The sequence below is a fragment of the Streptomyces sp. NPDC055962 genome, from assembly GCF_042270185.1.
Classification (GTDB): Bacteria; Actinomycetota; Actinomycetes; order Streptomycetales; family Streptomycetaceae; genus Streptomyces.
This window is the reverse complement of sequence record NZ_JBHJYN010000001.1, coordinates 976,117-991,443: the sequence shown is the minus strand read 5'-3', so window position 1 is coordinate 991,443 and position 15,327 is coordinate 976,117. Positions and strand designations below refer to the sequence as shown.

The following is a 15,327-nucleotide window of genomic DNA, read 5'->3' as shown; positions in this document are numbered from 1 at the left end:
TGCTCCCGCGCTGTGCTGCACCGGGAGACGCGAGCCGGTCACCGGCTCCGCACGACCGTACCGTCCCGGCCCCTCCGATGCACGAGGAGGCCCCGTTCCCCGCACGGACCGTGCGGGGAACGGGGCCTCCCGGTGCGACCCTCGGGTCAGAAGCGGCGGGTGATGAGCGCGCGCTTCACTTCCTGGATCGCCTTGGTGACCTCGATGCCACGCGGGCAGGCGTCCGTGCAGTTGAACGTGGTGCGGCAACGCCACACGCCGTCACGGTCGTTGAGGATCTCCAGGCGCTGCTCACCGGCTTCGTCGCGCGAGTCGAAGATGAAGCGGTGCGCGTTGACGATGGCCGCCGGGCCGAAGTACTGGCCGTCGTTCCAGAACACCGGGCACGAGGACGTGCACGCGGCGCACAGGATGCACTTGGTGGTGTCGTCGAAGCGCTCGCGGTCCTCGGGGGACTGCAGGCGCTCACGCGTCGGCTCGTTCCCCTTGGTGACGAGGAAGGGCATGACATCGCGGTAGGCCTGGAAGAACGGGTCCATGTCGACCACGAGGTCCTTCAGGACCGTGAGGCCCTTGATGGCCTCGACCGTGATCGGCTTCTCCGGGTTGATGTCCTTGATCAGCGTCTTGCAGGCGAGCCTGTTCTTGCCGTTGATCCGCATCGCGTCGGAGCCGCAGATGCCGTGCGCGCAGGAGCGCCGGAACGTCAGAGTGCCGTCCTGCTCCCACTTGATCTTGTGAAGGGCGTCGAGCACACGCTCCTTCGGGTCGATCGAGATCTGGAAGTCCTGCCACTCGGCCTCGTCGGAGACCTCGGGGTTGAAGCGGCGGATCCGGAACGTCGCCGTGATGTACGGGGTGTCGGCGAAGCCGGCCTCGGGCTCGGGAGCCTTGTCCGACTTCTCCAGGGTGGGGGTTGCCATCAGTACTTACGCTCCATCGGCTGGTAGCGGGTCGTGACGACCGGCTTGTAGTCGAGCCGGATCGACTCGGTGCCGTCGTCCGCGACCTCGCGGTACGCCATGGTGTGGCGCATGAAGTTGACGTCGTCGCGGTTCGGGTAGTCCTCGCGGTAGTGGCCGCCGCGGGACTCCTTGCGGGCCAGCGCGGAGGTCGCCATGACCTCGGCCAGGTCGAGCAGGTTGCCCAGCTCGATGGCCTCCAGCAGGTCGGTGTTGAACCGCTTGCCCTTGTCCTGGATGGACACGTTGAGATACCGCGCGCGCAGCTCGGCGATCTTGTCGACCGCGGTCTTGATGGTCTGCTCGGTGCGGAACACCATCACGTTGGCGTCCATGCACTCCTGCAGCTCCGTGCGGAGCGCGTGGACCCGCTCGGTGCCCGTCGAGTTGCGCAGCCGCTCGACCTGCTCCTGGACCAGCTGCGCCGGGTTGTCGGGAAGCTCGACGAAGTCGTTCTTCGCGGAGTACTCGGCGGCGGCGATGCCCGAACGGCGCCCGAAGACGTTGATGTCGAGCAGCGAGTTGGTGCCCAGGCGGTTGGCGCCGTGCACGGAGACACAGGCGACCTCGCCTGCGGCGTACAGGCCCGGGACGACGGTGGTGTTGTCGGCCAGCACCTCACCCTCGACGTTCGTCGGGATGCCGCCCATGGCGTAGTGCGCGGTCGGCTGGATCGGGATCGGGTCCGTGTAGGGCTCGATGCCGAGGTACGTACGCGCGAACTCGGTGATGTCCGGGAGCTTCGCGTCCAGCTGCTCCGGCGGGAGGTGCGTGAGGTCGAGGTAGACGTGGTCGCCCTCGGGGCCGCAGCCGCGGCCCTCACGGATCTCCGTGTAGATGGAGCGGGACACGACGTCACGGGACGCGAGGTCCTTCATGACCGGCGCGTACTTCTCCATGAAGCGCTCGCCGTCCTTGTTGCGGAGGATGCCGCCCTCACCGCGGGCGCCCTCCGTCAGCAGGATGCCCATGCGCCAGATGCCCGTCGGGTGGAACTGGAAGAACTCCATGTCCTCCAGCGGCAGGCCCCGGCGGTAGCAGGCGGCCTGGCCGTCACCGGTCAGGGTGTGCGCGTTCGACGTCACCTTGAAGAACTTGCCGGTGCCGCCCGACGCGTAGATGACCGACTTCGCCTGGAAGACGTGGATCTCGCCGGTGGCCAGCTCGTAGGCGACGACGCCGGCCGACTTCCTGACGCCGTCGTGCTCGACGACCAGCTGGTCCAGGACGTAGAACTCGTTGAAGAACTCCACGCCCTCCTTGACGCAGTTCTGGTAGAGCGTCTGGAGGATCATGTGGCCGGTGCGGTCGCCCGAGTAGCAGGCGCGGCGGACGGGGGCCTCACCGTGGTTGCGGGAGTGACCGCCGAACCGGCGCTGGTCGATCTTCCCCTCGGGCGTACGGCCGAACGGCAGGCCCATCTTCTCCAGGTCGAGGACGGCGTCGATGGCCTCCTTCGCGAGGATCTCGGCGGCGTCCTGGTCGACCAGGTAGTCGCCGCCCTTGATCGTGTCGAAGGTGTGCCACTCCCAGTTGTCCTCCTCCACGTTGGCCAGCGCGGCGGCCATGCCGCCCTGCGCGGCGCCCGTGTGGGAGCGGGTGGGGTAGAGCTTGGTCAGCACGGCGGTGCGGCTGCGCTTGGTCGACTCGATGGCCGCGCGCATGCCGGCGCCGCCGGCGCCGACGATGACGGTGTCGTACTTGTGGATCTGCATGGTTTCCTCTGGTCCCTCTGTCCCGGCGCCTAGCGGATGTTCGGGTCGAAGGTGAAGATCACCAGCGTGCCCAGCAGGACGGTGAACACCGTGGCGGTGTACAGGAGCATCTTCAGCCAGAAGCGGGTGTTGTCCCGTTCGGCGTAGTCGTTGATGACCGTACGGAGGCCGTTGGCGCCGTGCAGCATGGCGAGCCACAGCATCGCCAGGTCCCAGACCTGCCAGAACGGCGAGGCCCAGCGGCCCGCGACGAAGGCGAAGCCGATCTTGGACACGCCACCGTCGAGCACCAGCTGGATCAGCAGGTGGCCGAGGACGAGGACGACCAGCACGATGCCCGACAGGCGCATGAAGAGCCAGGCGTACATCTCGAAGTTCGTGCGCGAGCCCTTGGGGGTCTTGCCCGTGCGCTTGCGCGGGGGCTCGATCACGGGGGCCGGGTTGTCGACGTCGAAGAGGCTGACGGCCTCGACGTCGCCGATCGCCGACGACGAAGGAGTCTCGGTTGACATTGGCCTCAGCTCCCGAAGACTTCGCGTACGGCGTGGCCGAGGACGGGGTACAGCGCCCCGACCATCAGCACGATCCAGATACCGAGGACGGTCCAGAGCATCTGCTTCTGGTAGCGCGGGCCCTTGGCCCAGAAGTCCACGGCGACGATGCGGAGACCGTTCAGCGCGTGGAAGAGGATCGCGGCCACCAGGCCGTACTCGAGCAGCGCGACGATCGGGGTCTTGTAGGTGGCCACGACCTCGTCGTACGCCTCGGGGGAGACACGCACGAGTGCGGTGTCAAGGACGTGTACGAACAGGAAGAAGAAAATGAGGACACCGGTGACTCGATGAGCCACCCAGGACCACATGCCTTCCCGGCCGCGGTACAGCGTTCCAGCCGGCACGGAAGAACCCTCCGGGAGCGGGGATTGGGGTCGGCCGGCTTGACTGTCGGTCTGACCCGGCCGGGTACGGTCCACCGGCCCTGGCCATCGTAGCGACGCTTTGTCGGTTCCATGGCGGCGGGGCCTCCGGTGTGATCAAAGCTGCAGTCAAACAGGCACGGACGGGCTACCGCGGGTCATATGCCACCGGGGGGAACGGGCCGGGCGCCCGGCCCGCCTCCGTCACCAGCTCGATGATGCGGCCCCGGGCGAGTCGCCGCATCTCCTCCGCGGTGAGGGACCGCTCCTCGTCCGGTTCGTGCGCCAGGCGGGTCCGGATCGCCGCCAGCACCTGGTCGACGTGCTGGGAGGGGTGCGCGCCGTCGAGGCAGATCACGAAGGCGTGGCCGAACCGGCTCTCGTACGCGGCGTGCGCGGCGCGCAGTGCCAGGTGGGCGGCGCGCGGCGCGTCGTGGTGCAGGCAGGGCGCGCTCTCCGCGGCGAGGGCCTCGGCGAGATCCGGGTGCGCCAGGTCGTAGCCCGCCTCGTCCGCGCCCGCCAGCAGGGTCTCCACGTCCGGATAGGGGCGGTGGGCGGCCATCCGCTGTGCCCAGCGACTGCTGCCGCAGCACTCCAGCAGAGCGGCTTCGGCCAGGTCGCGGGGCCAGGTGTTGAAGCGGCCGAGCCCTTTCGAGTGGGCACTTCCGCGCGGACTCGCCGACACTGGTTCCGGAACGGGGGCCTCCACCAGGGGCTCCCGAAGGGCCGGGGCAGGGCCCCGGTGCTGGACGGGGAAGGTCGTCCGCCCTGCCTGCTGAGGTGGTTTCGGCAGGTCGGCGTGGGACTCGCTGGACCTGGACAGCGGGACTCCTCGAATGAATGACATCTGTGACCCTGGAGAGGGGCCGGAGAGCGAAGAGGTTGTGCGGAGGCGGGAGTGAAGGGTGATTCTTCTGTGTCTCCACGCTAACGAGACCGGGCGACGCACAGCCGAAGGATGCGCGAAGTTCACCCGGACGGGAGAGTTTCGGAACGCTTGATGGACGAATCAGTGGGGGAAATGCCCGTCTTTCTCATCTTCTTTGAACTGTTTCTCCCTCGATCCGGAGGTTTCTGACTGATGTCGCCCTCACGTGCACCCCTGGTGGCCGGCGCGGCCGTCGCGGCGGCCGCCGCCGTCACCCTGACCGTCGTCGTCTGGCCCGAAGGCTCCGGCTCCGGCCCGCAGAGCGGCGCGTCGGCCTCGTCCCGCACCTCCGCCGCACCGTCCCCCAGCCGGAGCTACCCGCTCTCCACGACGCCGCGGACCATACCCGCGGTCCGCGAGCACACCCCCGCTCGCGGACCCGGCTGGAAACCGGCCAAGGACAGTGCGGTCGTCGCGGCCGATCCCGGGCTCGCCGACGAGGCGAAGCTGCTCGCCGAGGAGCTGAAGATCGGCTACCGGGGCGAGAAGGCACCCCGCTCGGGCGACGTCGAGCTGGCGCTCTCCGGCAAGGGCGGACCGGAGTCGTACACCCTGAGGACCGAGGGTGACCGGGTGACGATCAGCGGCCCCGGCCAGGCAGGCGTGTTCTACGGGACCCGCACGCTCAAGCAGTCGCTGAACGCCGACGGCACCATGCCCGAGGGCACGGTGCGCGACACCCCGGACCGCCCGCAGCGAGGACTCAACCTCGACATCGCGCGCAAGCACTACAGCGCCGGGTGGATCGAGGACCGGCTCCACGAGATGGCCGACCTCAAGCTCAACCAGCTCGGCCTCCACTTCTCCGACGACCAGGCCTTCCGGATCGAGTCCGACACGCACCCCGAGGTGGTCTCCGACGAGCACCTCACCAAGGCGGAGGTCCGCCGGATCGTGAAGCTCGCGCAGAGCCTCCACATCACGATCGTCGCCGAGATCGACTCGCCCGGACACCTCGGCGCGGTCCTGGAGGCCCACCCCGACCTGCGGCTGCGGAACACGCAGGGGGTCGTGCGGGAGGGCGCCGTCGACATCTCGAAGCCCGAGTCGGCGGAGATCGTCGACGACCTGCTCAAGGAGTACGCGGAACTCTTCCCCGGCGACTGGTTCCACGTCGGCGCGGACGAGTACCAGGCGCTCACCGTGAGCGACCCGGCCGCCTCCTACCCGCAGCTGGCCGCGGCCGCCCGGAAGAAGTACGGCGCCGACGCCACCGTGCAGGACCTGGCGGAGGGCTGGCTGAACGACCGCGCCGCGGTGATCACCGAGGCGAAGAAGATCCCCAAGGCGTGGAACGACGGCTTCTTCAGCGGCGGGACGGTCACCGGCGACAAGGGCATCGAGGTCGAGTACTGGACGGGCAAGGAGATCGGTGCCCGGCCGCCCCAGGAGTACCTGGCCGAGGGGCGCAAGGTGGTCAACCTCAACGACGAGTACCTCTACTACGTGCTCGGCGAGCCCAACGACTTCACGTACCCGACGGGCGAGCGGATCTACGAGCAGTGGACCCCGTTCGTCCTGCGCGGCACCGAGCCCGTGGCCGAGCGCTGGTCGAAGCAGATCCTGGGCGGCCGCTTCGCGGTCTGGGGCGACTTCCCGAACGCGCAGACCCAGGCGCAGGTGGCGGCCGGCATCCGGATGCCGCTCAACGCGGTCTCCCAGAAGCTGTGGGACCCGGGCAAGCCCGAGCTGAGCTGGGCCGAGTTCAAGACACTGGCCGACGAGGTCGATTCGTCGGACTGAGGCGCCGGACCGAGGTACGCCCCCGTGGACACCACGGCGAGGAAGGCCTGGATTCCGCGAGCCGCGCATCCCCGGGGAGGGGTGCGCGGCTCCCGCGTCACCGTCTTCGTCGCTCCGGCGGGCTCTGCGTGCCGTGTCGAGCCTCTTCGCCCCGGCGAGCCTCCGGGACCCCGTCTGAGTTGACCCGTTTTCGCGCTTCGCCGTGGTCCCGGGCGGGGAGAATGGCAGCCCGGACCGCGGGGGGAGCGCGACGTGGGTTTCTGGGGCTGCTACGTGGTGGGCCGCAGTGGTGAGCCGCTCATCGGGCATCCCGCGCTGCGGGACGCGCGGGAGCGGCTGACGCTGCGTGAGTACCGCGCGGACGGCTGGCAGGTCTGGTCCCACCCCACCGAGCCGTCGCTCGGCAGCATGACCGCGCTCGCCCGCGCCGCGCGGGCGCCCGTCCTCCTCGGCTTCGTCATGGACGGTGTCTGCGTGGCCGTCGAGGCGGCGGCGCCGCACAGCGGCTCCTGGTACGCCTGCCTCGGCAGGGCGGCCATGGCGGAGCGCATGGAGCGGGACGGCGCGACGCTCGAGGACTTCTTCCTGCCACCCGAGGACGCGGCGGCCCGGGCGGTGGAGTGGGCGGCCGAAACCGGTCGGGGTGTCCTCGAAGGGCCCCTGCTCGAACTGCTGCGCGTCGAGGGATCGGAGCGGTCCGGGGAGGAACTTTTCTTCGCTTTCCTGGACCGTCTGGGCATCGAGAGCCTGTCCCGCTGAGTCCCGTTGTGATCTTCCGTGTCGGATGAGTGACGCTTTTCAGCCATCTGGCGCTGTACGCGGTAAGCGGGAAGTGGTGCGTTCCCGGCAACCGAGGGACCGATGGGGGAGGCGTCGATGAGTCTTCTGGAGCTGATCGCCCGTGCCGACGAGCGGGGTCTGGCGGCGAGCGGGCTCGCCTGCCTGGACCGCTGCCTCCCGCCGCCGGAGGCCGGGGGCGACCCGGAGCCGTTGCGCCCGCTCTGGGCGAGCTGCGGAAGCGGCGCGGAATGGGCCGACCGGCTCGACGGCGTGCACGCGTCGCTCCGGGCCGCCGCAGAGAGCGACCCCCACGCGGCCCGTGTCCGGGCGCTGCTCGGTGCCGCGCCCCGGGACTTCTCCCTCGTGCCACTGCGCGCCTGGGCGGAGGCCTGCTCGCTCCTCGCCCTCGACGTCCACCGGGAGTTCGACGTCCCGGCAGGCGGTGCGGAGGTGTCCGGAGGCCCCGGTGCCGGGGACGGCGGTCCGCTCGTCGCGGGCGAACTCCGCCGGCAGTCCCACATCCTGGAGACCCTCGCCGAGACCGGCGGAACGCAGGGCGGGGGAGCGGGGCTGCGCAGAATCCTGGACCTGTCGACCGAGGGCCGGAGGGTGCTGCGTGCGGTGATGTCCCGCCACGCACGCGGCCGTGGCCGCCCCGTGGGTTCCCCCTGAGGTGACGTCACGGGAGGGAGCGGACGACGACCGGGGCCGCCACCCCCCACAGGAGAGGCCCCGGCCGTCTTCCACAGGGCCGCGGAGCGACCCCGTACTCATCTCAGCGCCGTGCATGCGTTTTCTGTCACACCGCACTGGGTCAGGAGACAGTTGCGGGTTGTACAAGTCATGGACGGGGCGCCGTCCGACCACGTAGCGTGCTGAGTCGCGCAGGGTGGCGCAGTAGTGGTGACCAGCTACGATTCGGATCAGCAGGGCGGGTTGAGGGAGTGCTGGGGGACGACGCGGAGCTGACCGCCGCGGTGCTCGCGGCACAGGACGGGGACGAGGACGCCTTCCGGACTGTGTACCGCGCCGTGCACCCGCGGCTTCTGGGCTACATACGGACACTCGTCGGCGAACCGGACGCGGAGGACGTCGCGTCCGAGTCCTGGCTGCAGATAGCGCGTGACCTCGACCGGTTCAGCGGGGACGCCGACCGGTTCCGCGGCTGGGCGGCCCGCATAGCGCGCAACCGCGCGCTCGACCACATACGGATGAGAGGCAGGCGCCCGGCGATCGGCGGCGACGAGAGCGAACTGTCGGGTGAACCCGCCGAGTCCGACACCGCGGGCGAGGCGCTGGAATCGCTGGCGACCGGACGTGCCATGTCGCTCATCGCACAGCTTCCGCAGGACCAGGCCGAGGCGGTCGTGCTCCGGGTGGTGATCGGGCTGGACGCCAAGAGCGCCGCCCTGACGCTCGGGAAGCGTCCCGGCGCGGTGCGGACCGCCGCCCACCGCGGACTGAAGCGGCTGGCGGAGCTGGTCGGTGCCGACCACGGCCCGGAGGACGACATTCCGGCGGCCGGCCCGGAGCTCGGTGCCGTACCCGCGCAGCGCCCGGGCCGGCAGGGCGCGACGGCGCCCGCCGGTGTGACGCATTCGCGTCCGTGGACGCAGAAGGACATGTGATGGCCGACGAGCAGCACGAGTGGCTCGACGCGGACGTGGCGGAGCAGCTGCTCCGCGGCGAGCCCGTCGGCCCCGTCGACGATCACGCGGGAACCGAGGCCCGGCGCCTCGAGGACGCGCTGCACGCGCTGCGGAACGCGGGCTCCCCGGACGGTGAACTGCCTGGTGAGAAGGCCGTCCTGGCCGCCTTCCGAGAGGCCCGGGGCGGAGGCCGGGCGGGAGCCGCGAGCCCTGCCGGGCGTGCGGGCCGGCAGGACGCCCTGCACACCGTACGGATCGGGACGCTGCCCGCGGCCCCGCCGCGGCGTCCGCGCTGGACCCGCCCGGTGCGCTACGGCCTCGCCGTCTCGCTCGCCGGGTTCGCACTGGGAGGCGTGGCGGTCGCCGGGGGCACGGGCGTGCTTCCCGCACCGTTCGGGGGTCACGGTTCGCCGGTTCCGGCCTCGTCCGTCTCCGCGGCGGCGTCGCCCGAGGAGCTCGGCGCGGAGGCGCCCGACACGGGTGAGCAGTCGCCGCTGCCCTCCGTCACCCCCGGCGTGCCTGTTCCTCCCCCTGCCTCCGGGACGCCCGTCCCGCCGGAGGGCGCGGACCGCGGGCCGGCCGCGCGCGACGGGCCGGCCGGGCCGGAGGGCGGCGGGACGGACGCCGAGGGCGAGGACAGGGACAGCGGTGGCACCCGGGACGACACGGGAGGCCGGGAGGCGCCGGGCAGAACCCCGGCCGAGGTGTACAGGAAGTCGGTCAAGGCGTGCCGTGACTACCGCGCGGACTCCCTGGACCGGGACGACGAGCGCCGGCTCCTGGAACTGGCCCGCGGAGAGGCGAACCTGGACCGCTTCTGCGATCGCCTCCTGGGCGCGGACGACCGCGGCGGCGGGAGCGGCGGGGACGGTCGCGGCGACGGCGACGACGGCGGCAAGGATGCCGGGAAGGGTGCGGGCGCCCTCCCCTCCCTCACCTTCCCCACGCGGTCCGCGGAGGGCGCGCAGGACGGTGCGACGCGCGCCATCTCCCGGCGCACGCCGGCGGCAGCCCCCGGCGGGACCTCGCCGTCCCGCACCTCGATAGCGCGCTGACCTGCGAAAACGCATCAACTGTAACGTTCTTCGATGTTCCGGCGCAGTAGTGAGTGCCGACTGGTCATCGGCCGCGCACAGAGCCGGGGTTCCCCCCGTACCTTCGGCTCAGCGCACTCGGCGCGGGCGGGACACGTTCCCCCGGTCCCGCCCGCGCCTCTCATCCGGTCGCAGTCGCTACCAGTGGACGACGACCTTGTCGCCGTCCCGCACCTGGGCGAAGAGGGACGCGATCTTCCCCTCGTCCCGGACGTTCACGCAGCCGTGCGAGGCGCCGTTGTAGCCGCGTGCCGCGAAGTCCGACGAGTAGTGCACCGCTTGGCCTCCGCTGAAGAACATGGCGTACGGCATCGGCGAGTCGTAGAGCGTCGACACGTGGTGGCGGGACTTCCAGTACACCGAGAAGACGCCGTCACGCGTGGGCGTGTACTGCGCGCCGAACCGCACGTCCATCGTGGAGACGACCCTGCCGTCGATCACCCAGGACAGGGTGCGGCTGTTCTTGCTGATGCACAGGACGCGGCCCTTCAGGCAGCGGGAGTCGAGCTTCGCGGGCGCCGGTCCCGCGGCCGGCGGGTCGAGCTCCTTCGCCGTGGGCCTCCGGGTCATCGCGAGCAGCCGCTCCCAGGTGACCGTGTCGGTCCTGCCTGTCCGGGCCAGGCCGCGCTTGCCCTGGAAGGACTGCACCGCGGCGACGGTGACGGTGCCGTAGTACCCGGTGGGGCTGCGGTCGAAGTGCCCGATCTGGCGCAGCCGGGCCTGGAGTTCGCGTACGCGCGCGCTCCGGTCGCCCACGGACATCAGGGTCTTCGGCTCTGGGGCCGGGCGGGCGGTCGGGGTCCGTGCGGCGGTGGCCGAGGAAGGCGCCTGGCCGCCCGGCTCGGCGTCGTCCGTGGGGCGCGTGACCGGCTCCGTCGTCGGGGCGGTGGGCTGCGCCGCCCCGACCCCCTCGACCTTGCAGCCCGTCGTCAGTGCGGCCAGCGCGAGCGCGCAGGCGGCCGCCGCGGCCGCCGTGTGCACGAGGCGCGTGTGGCTGTTCTCCCGTACCCGTCCCATCCTCTGCCCCCTGGTTCGCCGTCGCCGCTCCGGTCACGCCCGCCCGCCGCACGTGCACGGACATCTCATGGGACGGATTCCCGTCCTGCCCGGTTGCCGAATCCTGCGCATGATGGGGGACGTGCGTCCGGGTCCCTGGTGCGCGCTGTGAGCAAGGTCCCAGCGAGGGTGCCCCGCAGGCCGTGGCGCCGCCGCTAGAGTCCGTCGCGAGAATTGTTACCGATAAGTAGCTTGAGCGGGAGGCACAGCACATGACGCGTGAGTCCGAGTCGGGACTGCCCATCGAGCCGGTGTACGGGCCGGAGGCTCTCGACGGCTGGCGGGCCGAGGAGAAGCTGGGCGCCCCGGGTGCCTTCCCGTTCACGCGCGGCGTCTACCCCTCGATGTACACGGGCCGGCCGTGGACGATGCGTCAGTACGCCGGATTCGGCACCGCCACCGAGTCCAACGCCCGCTACAAGCAGCTGATCGCCAACGGCACCACGGGTCTCTCCGTCGCGTTCGACCTGCCGACCCAGATGGGCCACGACTCGGACGCCCCCATCGCCTCCGGCGAGGTCGGCAAGGTCGGTGTGGCGATCGACTCGGTCGACGACATGCGCGTCCTCCTCGGCGGGATCCCGCTGGGCGAGGTCTCGACCTCGATGACCATCAACGCCCCCGCCGCGCTCCTCCTGCTCCTCTACCAACTGGTCGCCGAGGAGCAGGGCGTGCCGGCCGACCGGTTGACGGGCACCATCCAGAACGACGTGCTCAAGGAGTACATCGCCCGGGGCACGTACATCTTCCCGCCGAAGCCCTCGCTGCGGCTGATCGCCGACATCTTCCAGTACTGCCGGGCCGAGATCCCGAAGTGGAACACCATCTCGATCTCCGGCTACCACATGGCGGAGGCGGGTGCCTCGCCCGCGCAGGAGATCGCGTTCACCCTCGCGGACGGCATCGAGTACGTCCGCACCGCGGTGGCGGCCGGCATGGACGTGGACGACTTCGCACCGCGGCTCTCCTTCTTCTTCGTCGCCCGTACGACGATCCTCGAAGAGGTCGCCAAGTTCCGTGCCGCGCGCCGGATCTGGGCCCGGGTGATGAAGGAGGAGTTCGGTGCGGAGAACCCCAAGTCGCTGATGCTGCGCTTCCACACCCAGACCGCGGGCGTCCAGCTGACCGCGCAGCAGCCGGAGGTCAACCTGGTGCGCGTCGCCGTGCAGGGGCTGGGCGCGGTCCTGGGGGGCACGCAGTCGCTCCACACCAACTCCTTCGACGAGGCCATCGCCCTGCCGACGGACAAGTCGGCGCGGCTCGCGCTGCGCACCCAGCAGGTCCTGGCGTACGAGACGGACGTGACGGCCACCGTCGACCCCTTCGCCGGCAGCTACGTCGTCGAGCGGATGACCGACGACGTCGAGGCGGCCGCCCTGGAGCTGATGGCCAAGGTCGAGGACATGGGGGGCGCGGTCGAGGCCATCGAGCGCGGCTTCCAGAAGGGCGAGATCGAGCGCAGCGCGTACCGCATCGCCCAGGAGACGGACAGCGGCGAGCGTGTGGTCGTCGGCGTCAACCGCTTCCGGCTCGACGAGGAGGAGCCGTACGAGCCGCTCCGCGTCGACCCGGCGATCGAGGCCCAGCAGGCGGCCCGCCTCGCGACGCTCCGTGCGGAGCGCGACCAGGGGGCCGTGGACGCGGCGCTCGCGGAGCTCAAGAAGGCTGCGCAGGGGACGGACAACGTGCTCTACCCGATGAAGGACGCGCTCGCGGCGCGGGCCACGGTGGGCGAGGTCTGCGACGCCCTGCGGGAGGTCTGGGGCGCGTACGTCCCGACCGACGCGTTCTGAGGAGCCCTTCGCGGTTCTCCGCGATGTGGAACGGCTGAACGGAGTGTCGTAGCCGCATGCGACACTCCGTTCATGCTAGGTGTCACCGATCTTCCGACCTATCTCGCCGGCCTGGTGCTGATCATTCTGCTGCCGGGTCCGAATTCGCTGTACGTGCTCTCCGTCGCCGCCAGGCGCGGGGTGCGCACCGGGTATGTGGCCGCTGCCGGGGTCTGGACGGGGGACACGGTCCTCATGACGCTGTCCGCGCTCGGTGCCGCCTCCCTGCTGCAGACGACGCCGCTGCTGTTCGCGGTCGTCAAGTACGCGGGCGCGGGCTATCTGACCTGGCTGGCGGTCGGGATGATGCGGGCGGCCGTGTCGATGTGGCGCGAGCGGCGCCAGCGGGTGGCGGAGCTTTCGGACGAGAGCGCGGCGCCCGCGGCAGGCGTGGAACACCCCTACCGCCGGGCGCTCGTGGTCAGTCTCTTCAACCCCAAGGCGATCCTGTTCCTGATCTCCTTCTTCGTGCAGTTCGTCGATCCGGGCTACGCCTACCCGGCGCTCTCCTTCCTGCTGCTCGGCACGCTGCTCCAGATCGGCAGCTTCCTGTACCTGTCGACGCTCATATTCGGCGGCACCCGCCTGGCCACCGCCTTCCGCCGCCGCAAGCGGCTGTCGGCCGGGGCCACGTCTCTGGCGGGCGTGCTGTTCCTCGGTTTCGCGGCGAAGCTGTCGGTCAGCGGTATCTGAACGGCGCCCGGCACGGCGGGGCTCACTGGTGCCACGACACGGGCGGTGCGGCGGGGCTCAGTGGTGCCACGCCGTGCCGCCGACGTTGTGGATCATCCGCTGGAGGACCTTGAGGGCGGCGACGTACTCCTCGTCCGTGATCCCGGCGTGGATGTCCGCGAGCGCCCGGCCCACCCGTTCGGCGGCCTCGGCGCGCAGCTCGTGCCCCGCCGGGGTCAGCCGCAGACGGGTGGCGGGGTCCTCGGTGACCAGGCCGCGGGAGATGAGGGAGTCGACCTCGGGCTCCATCGAGCCGCCGGTGGTCAGGTAGCCGCTGAGCATCGTGACCACCTCGGCGCGCGGGCGGCCCTGTTCGTCCGCGTCGACCAGCTGGTTGAGGACCCACCAGGGGGGCTGGGTCAGGCCGTGCTCGGCCAGTCCGGCCCGGATGTGGGTCACGACCGAGTCCCAGGCGGCCCAGCTCCAGTACCCGATGGGCTGTCGTGCGAGTCCGGCGTCGTCGTGTGAGTAGTCCATGTCCCGGACCGTAGGACCTCAAGCGAAGTCGAGGTCAAGGCCCAGGCGTCCGGCGTACGCGGCGAGCCCCGAGGTGTCCTCGCCCGCCCAGCCGACGTAGCCGTCGGGCCGTACGAGGAACAGGCCGTTGCCGTAGGCCTCGGCCGCCTCCGTGCGCAGGGTGTGCAGGAGCGTGCCGCCGCACGCGGGGAGCGGGGCGTCCGTGCCGACCGCGAGCAGGGTGAAGTGCGGCCCCCTGAAGGCGTCGAAGAGGCGCCGGCCCTCGCCGGCGGGGCCGTCCGGGGCGCGGTCGCCGGCCTCCAGGAGCCCTGCGCGGCCGGACGCCAGGGGTCCCTCGCGGTAGCCGAGGCCCAGCTGCTGGGCGGCGGTGCCGCGTTCCTGCTCGCCCCGGTGGATGCGGGTCGAGAGGCCGAGCATCTCGGCGGCGACCGGGCGGCGTTCCTGCTCGTAGGTGTCCAGCAGGGTCGCGGGTGCGCCGTGCAGCAGCACCTGGCCCAGCTTCCATCCCAGGTTGTAGGCGTCCTGGACGCTGGTGTTCAGCCCCTGGCCGCCGGCCGGGGAGTGCACGTGCGCGGCGTCGCCGACGAGGAAGACCCGGCCCTCGCGGAACCGGTCGGCCAGAGCGGCGCGCGGCCGGAAGTCCGACGACCAGCGCACCTCCGTGACGTCGTCCTCGCCCAGGTGGGTGCGGGCGGCGACGAGCGCCCGGACGCCCTCCGGTGTGGTGTCGGGCGTTCCTTCCCTGATCTGGGCGACCAGCTGGAAGTCCGCCGTGCCGGGCAGCGGGCACAGCGTGAGCAGGCCCGTCTCGCCGAGGAAGATGTGCCAGTCGGCCCGGTCGAGGGCCGCCTCCGCGATCCGTACGTCGGCCACCAGGGTGGGCGAGGGGTCGACGGTCTCGCCCTCCATCGTGATGCCGAGCGCGCGCCGGACCGTGGAGCGTCCGCCGTCCGCCGCGACCAGGTACGCGGCCCGCACCGCGCCGGTGGTGAGCCGGGCCGTGACCCCGTCGCCGTCCTGCGACAGGCCGGTGAGGGCGGCGGAGAAGAGGACGTCGCCGCCCAGTTCCCGCAGGCGGGCGAGCAGGATCTCCTGGGTCCGCCACTGCGGCATCATCCAGGGCTCCCCGTACGGCTCCGCCCCGGTGGGCGCGGCGCGGCGGAACATGTCGTACGCGCCCTGCCGCTCCCCGTCCTTCCAGGTCATCCCGACCGGTGCGGGGCCGCCGTGTTCCCGTACCGCCTCACCCACGCCGAGGTCGTCGAGCACCTCCCGGGTGCGCGGCTGGATGCCCTTGCCCCGCGAGCCCGGGAAGAGCGAGGCGGCCTGCTCGACGACGAGGGCGCGCACCCCGCGGCGGGCGAGGTCGCAGGCCAGGGCGAGGCCGCTGGGGCCTGCTCCGGCGATCAGGACGTCCGTTTCCTTAACGCTGTTAAGTTCCAT

General features: G+C 71.3%; 15 protein-coding genes. 7 read left to right on the top strand and 8 right to left on the bottom strand.

The window, feature by feature from the left end; translation table 11 throughout:
- Positions 1 to 146: 146 nt before the first annotated feature.
- From ACFC51_RS04435 to ACFC51_RS04415, 5 genes are all read right to left on the bottom strand, one after another.
- Entirely contained in the window at positions 147 to 923 is a 777-nt protein-coding gene (locus ACFC51_RS04435; protein WP_376371268.1) for a succinate dehydrogenase iron-sulfur subunit, read from the bottom strand.
- Positions 923 to 2,677: a succinate dehydrogenase flavoprotein subunit gene (gene sdhA, locus ACFC51_RS04430; RefSeq protein ID WP_376371271.1), complete on the bottom strand. Its 1,755-nt coding sequence runs from the start codon at positions 2,675 to 2,677 to the stop codon at positions 923 to 925. Before sdhA ends, ACFC51_RS04435 begins: the two co-directional genes overlap by 1 nt.
- A gap of 29 nt (positions 2,678 to 2,706) precedes the next feature.
- The gene (locus ACFC51_RS04425) at positions 2,707 to 3,189 is read right to left on the bottom strand and encodes a succinate dehydrogenase hydrophobic membrane anchor subunit (protein WP_376371274.1); all 483 of its coding nucleotides are present in this window, start codon (positions 3,187 to 3,189) and stop codon (positions 2,707 to 2,709) included.
- A gap of 5 nt (positions 3,190 to 3,194) precedes the next feature.
- Positions 3,195 to 3,575, bottom strand: coding sequence for a succinate dehydrogenase, cytochrome b556 subunit (gene sdhC, locus ACFC51_RS04420; protein ID WP_376371276.1), 381 nt, complete (start codon positions 3,573 to 3,575; stop codon positions 3,195 to 3,197).
- 166 nt (positions 3,576 to 3,741) lie between these two features.
- Positions 3,742 to 4,302 (bottom strand): 2-oxo-4-hydroxy-4-carboxy-5-ureidoimidazoline decarboxylase, encoded by a 561-nt coding sequence (locus ACFC51_RS04415; RefSeq protein WP_376371279.1) that lies wholly within the window; start codon positions 4,300 to 4,302, stop codon positions 3,742 to 3,744.
- Between the two features lie 372 nt (positions 4,303 to 4,674).
- On the opposite strand from ACFC51_RS04415, the gene ACFC51_RS04410 reads away from it, so the two are divergent.
- The 5 genes from ACFC51_RS04410 to ACFC51_RS04390 all read left to right on the top strand — a co-directional run bounded on the left by ACFC51_RS04410 (position 4,675) and on the right by ACFC51_RS04390 (position 9,748).
- Positions 4,675 to 6,264, top strand: a complete 1,590-nt coding sequence (locus ACFC51_RS04410) for a family 20 glycosylhydrolase (protein ID WP_376371280.1) — start codon at positions 4,675 to 4,677, stop codon at positions 6,262 to 6,264.
- A gap of 252 nt (positions 6,265 to 6,516) precedes the next feature.
- Complete coding sequence (locus tag ACFC51_RS04405; protein WP_376371283.1) at positions 6,517 to 7,023, top strand: hypothetical protein; 507 nt, start codon at positions 6,517 to 6,519, stop codon at positions 7,021 to 7,023.
- Between the two features lie 117 nt (positions 7,024 to 7,140).
- A complete protein-coding gene (locus ACFC51_RS04400) occupies positions 7,141 to 7,716 on the top strand; it encodes a hypothetical protein (protein WP_376526946.1) in 576 nt (191 codons plus the stop codon).
- A gap of 272 nt (positions 7,717 to 7,988) precedes the next feature.
- Positions 7,989 to 8,672, top strand: a complete 684-nt coding sequence (locus ACFC51_RS04395) for an RNA polymerase sigma factor (RefSeq protein ID WP_376371287.1) — start codon at positions 7,989 to 7,991, stop codon at positions 8,670 to 8,672.
- Positions 8,672 to 9,748 carry a hypothetical protein gene (locus tag ACFC51_RS04390; RefSeq protein ID WP_376526944.1) on the top strand — a complete coding sequence of 359 codons (1,077 nt, stop codon included), beginning with the start codon at positions 8,672 to 8,674 and terminating at the stop codon, positions 9,746 to 9,748. The genes ACFC51_RS04395 and ACFC51_RS04390 overlap by 1 nt, the downstream gene beginning before the upstream one ends.
- Positions 9,749 to 9,925: 177 nt before the next feature.
- Here the strand turns inward: ACFC51_RS04390 and ACFC51_RS04385 are convergent, their stop codons facing one another.
- Positions 9,926 to 10,804, bottom strand: coding sequence for a L,D-transpeptidase family protein (locus tag ACFC51_RS04385; RefSeq protein ID WP_376526942.1), 879 nt, complete (start codon positions 10,802 to 10,804; stop codon positions 9,926 to 9,928).
- A gap of 251 nt (positions 10,805 to 11,055) precedes the next feature.
- Here ACFC51_RS04385 and ACFC51_RS04380 point away from each other — a divergent pair, with 251 nt between their 5' ends.
- Positions 11,056 to 12,636 carry a methylmalonyl-CoA mutase gene (locus ACFC51_RS04380; RefSeq protein ID WP_376371292.1) on the top strand — a complete coding sequence of 527 codons (1,581 nt, stop codon included), beginning with the start codon at positions 11,056 to 11,058 and terminating at the stop codon, positions 12,634 to 12,636.
- Positions 12,637 to 12,708: 72 nt separating this feature from the next.
- The gene (gene leuE / locus ACFC51_RS04375; RefSeq protein WP_376526940.1) at positions 12,709 to 13,368 is read left to right on the top strand and encodes a leucine efflux protein LeuE; all 660 of its coding nucleotides are present in this window, start codon (positions 12,709 to 12,711) and stop codon (positions 13,366 to 13,368) included.
- 57 nt (positions 13,369 to 13,425) lie between these two features.
- Here leuE and ACFC51_RS04370 read toward each other — a convergent pair whose 3' ends face one another.
- Positions 13,426 to 13,884 carry a MarR family winged helix-turn-helix transcriptional regulator gene (locus tag ACFC51_RS04370; protein WP_376371296.1) on the bottom strand — a complete coding sequence of 153 codons (459 nt, stop codon included), beginning with the start codon at positions 13,882 to 13,884 and terminating at the stop codon, positions 13,426 to 13,428.
- Between the two features lie 18 nt (positions 13,885 to 13,902).
- Complete coding sequence (locus ACFC51_RS04365) at positions 13,903 to 15,327, bottom strand: FAD-dependent monooxygenase (RefSeq protein WP_376526938.1); 1,425 nt, start codon at positions 15,325 to 15,327, stop codon at positions 13,903 to 13,905.

What these genes read in the sequence shown, in the direction of transcription:
- ACFC51_RS04400 (WP_376526946.1), top strand. Translation starts at nt 7,141, where the DNA reads ATGAGTCTTCTGGAGCTGATCGCCCGTGCCGACGAGCGGGGTCTGGCG.
- ACFC51_RS04410 (WP_376371280.1), top strand. Translation starts at nt 4,675, where the DNA reads ATGTCGCCCTCACGTGCACCCCTGGTGGCCGGCGCGGCCGTCGCGGCG.
- ACFC51_RS04390 (WP_376526944.1), top strand. Translation starts at nt 8,672, where the DNA reads ATGGCCGACGAGCAGCACGAGTGGCTCGACGCGGACGTGGCGGAGCAG.
- ACFC51_RS04365 (WP_376526938.1), bottom strand. Translation starts at nt 15,327, where the DNA reads ATGGAACTTAACAGCGTTAAGGAAACGGACGTCCTGATCGCCGGAGCA.
- ACFC51_RS04370 (WP_376371296.1), bottom strand. Translation starts at nt 13,884, where the DNA reads ATGGACTACTCACACGACGACGCCGGACTCGCACGACAGCCCATCGGG.
- ACFC51_RS04435 (WP_376371268.1), bottom strand. Translation starts at nt 923, where the DNA reads ATGGCAACCCCCACCCTGGAGAAGTCGGACAAGGCTCCCGAGCCCGAG.
- leuE (WP_376526940.1), top strand. Translation starts at nt 12,709, where the DNA reads ATGCTAGGTGTCACCGATCTTCCGACCTATCTCGCCGGCCTGGTGCTG.
- ACFC51_RS04385 (WP_376526942.1), bottom strand. Translation starts at nt 10,804, where the DNA reads ATGGGACGGGTACGGGAGAACAGCCACACGCGCCTCGTGCACACGGCG.
- sdhA (WP_376371271.1), bottom strand. Translation starts at nt 2,677, where the DNA reads ATGCAGATCCACAAGTACGACACCGTCATCGTCGGCGCCGGCGGCGCC.
- ACFC51_RS04425 (WP_376371274.1), bottom strand. Translation starts at nt 3,189, where the DNA reads ATGTCAACCGAGACTCCTTCGTCGTCGGCGATCGGCGACGTCGAGGCC.
- ACFC51_RS04380 (WP_376371292.1), top strand. Translation starts at nt 11,056, where the DNA reads ATGACGCGTGAGTCCGAGTCGGGACTGCCCATCGAGCCGGTGTACGGG.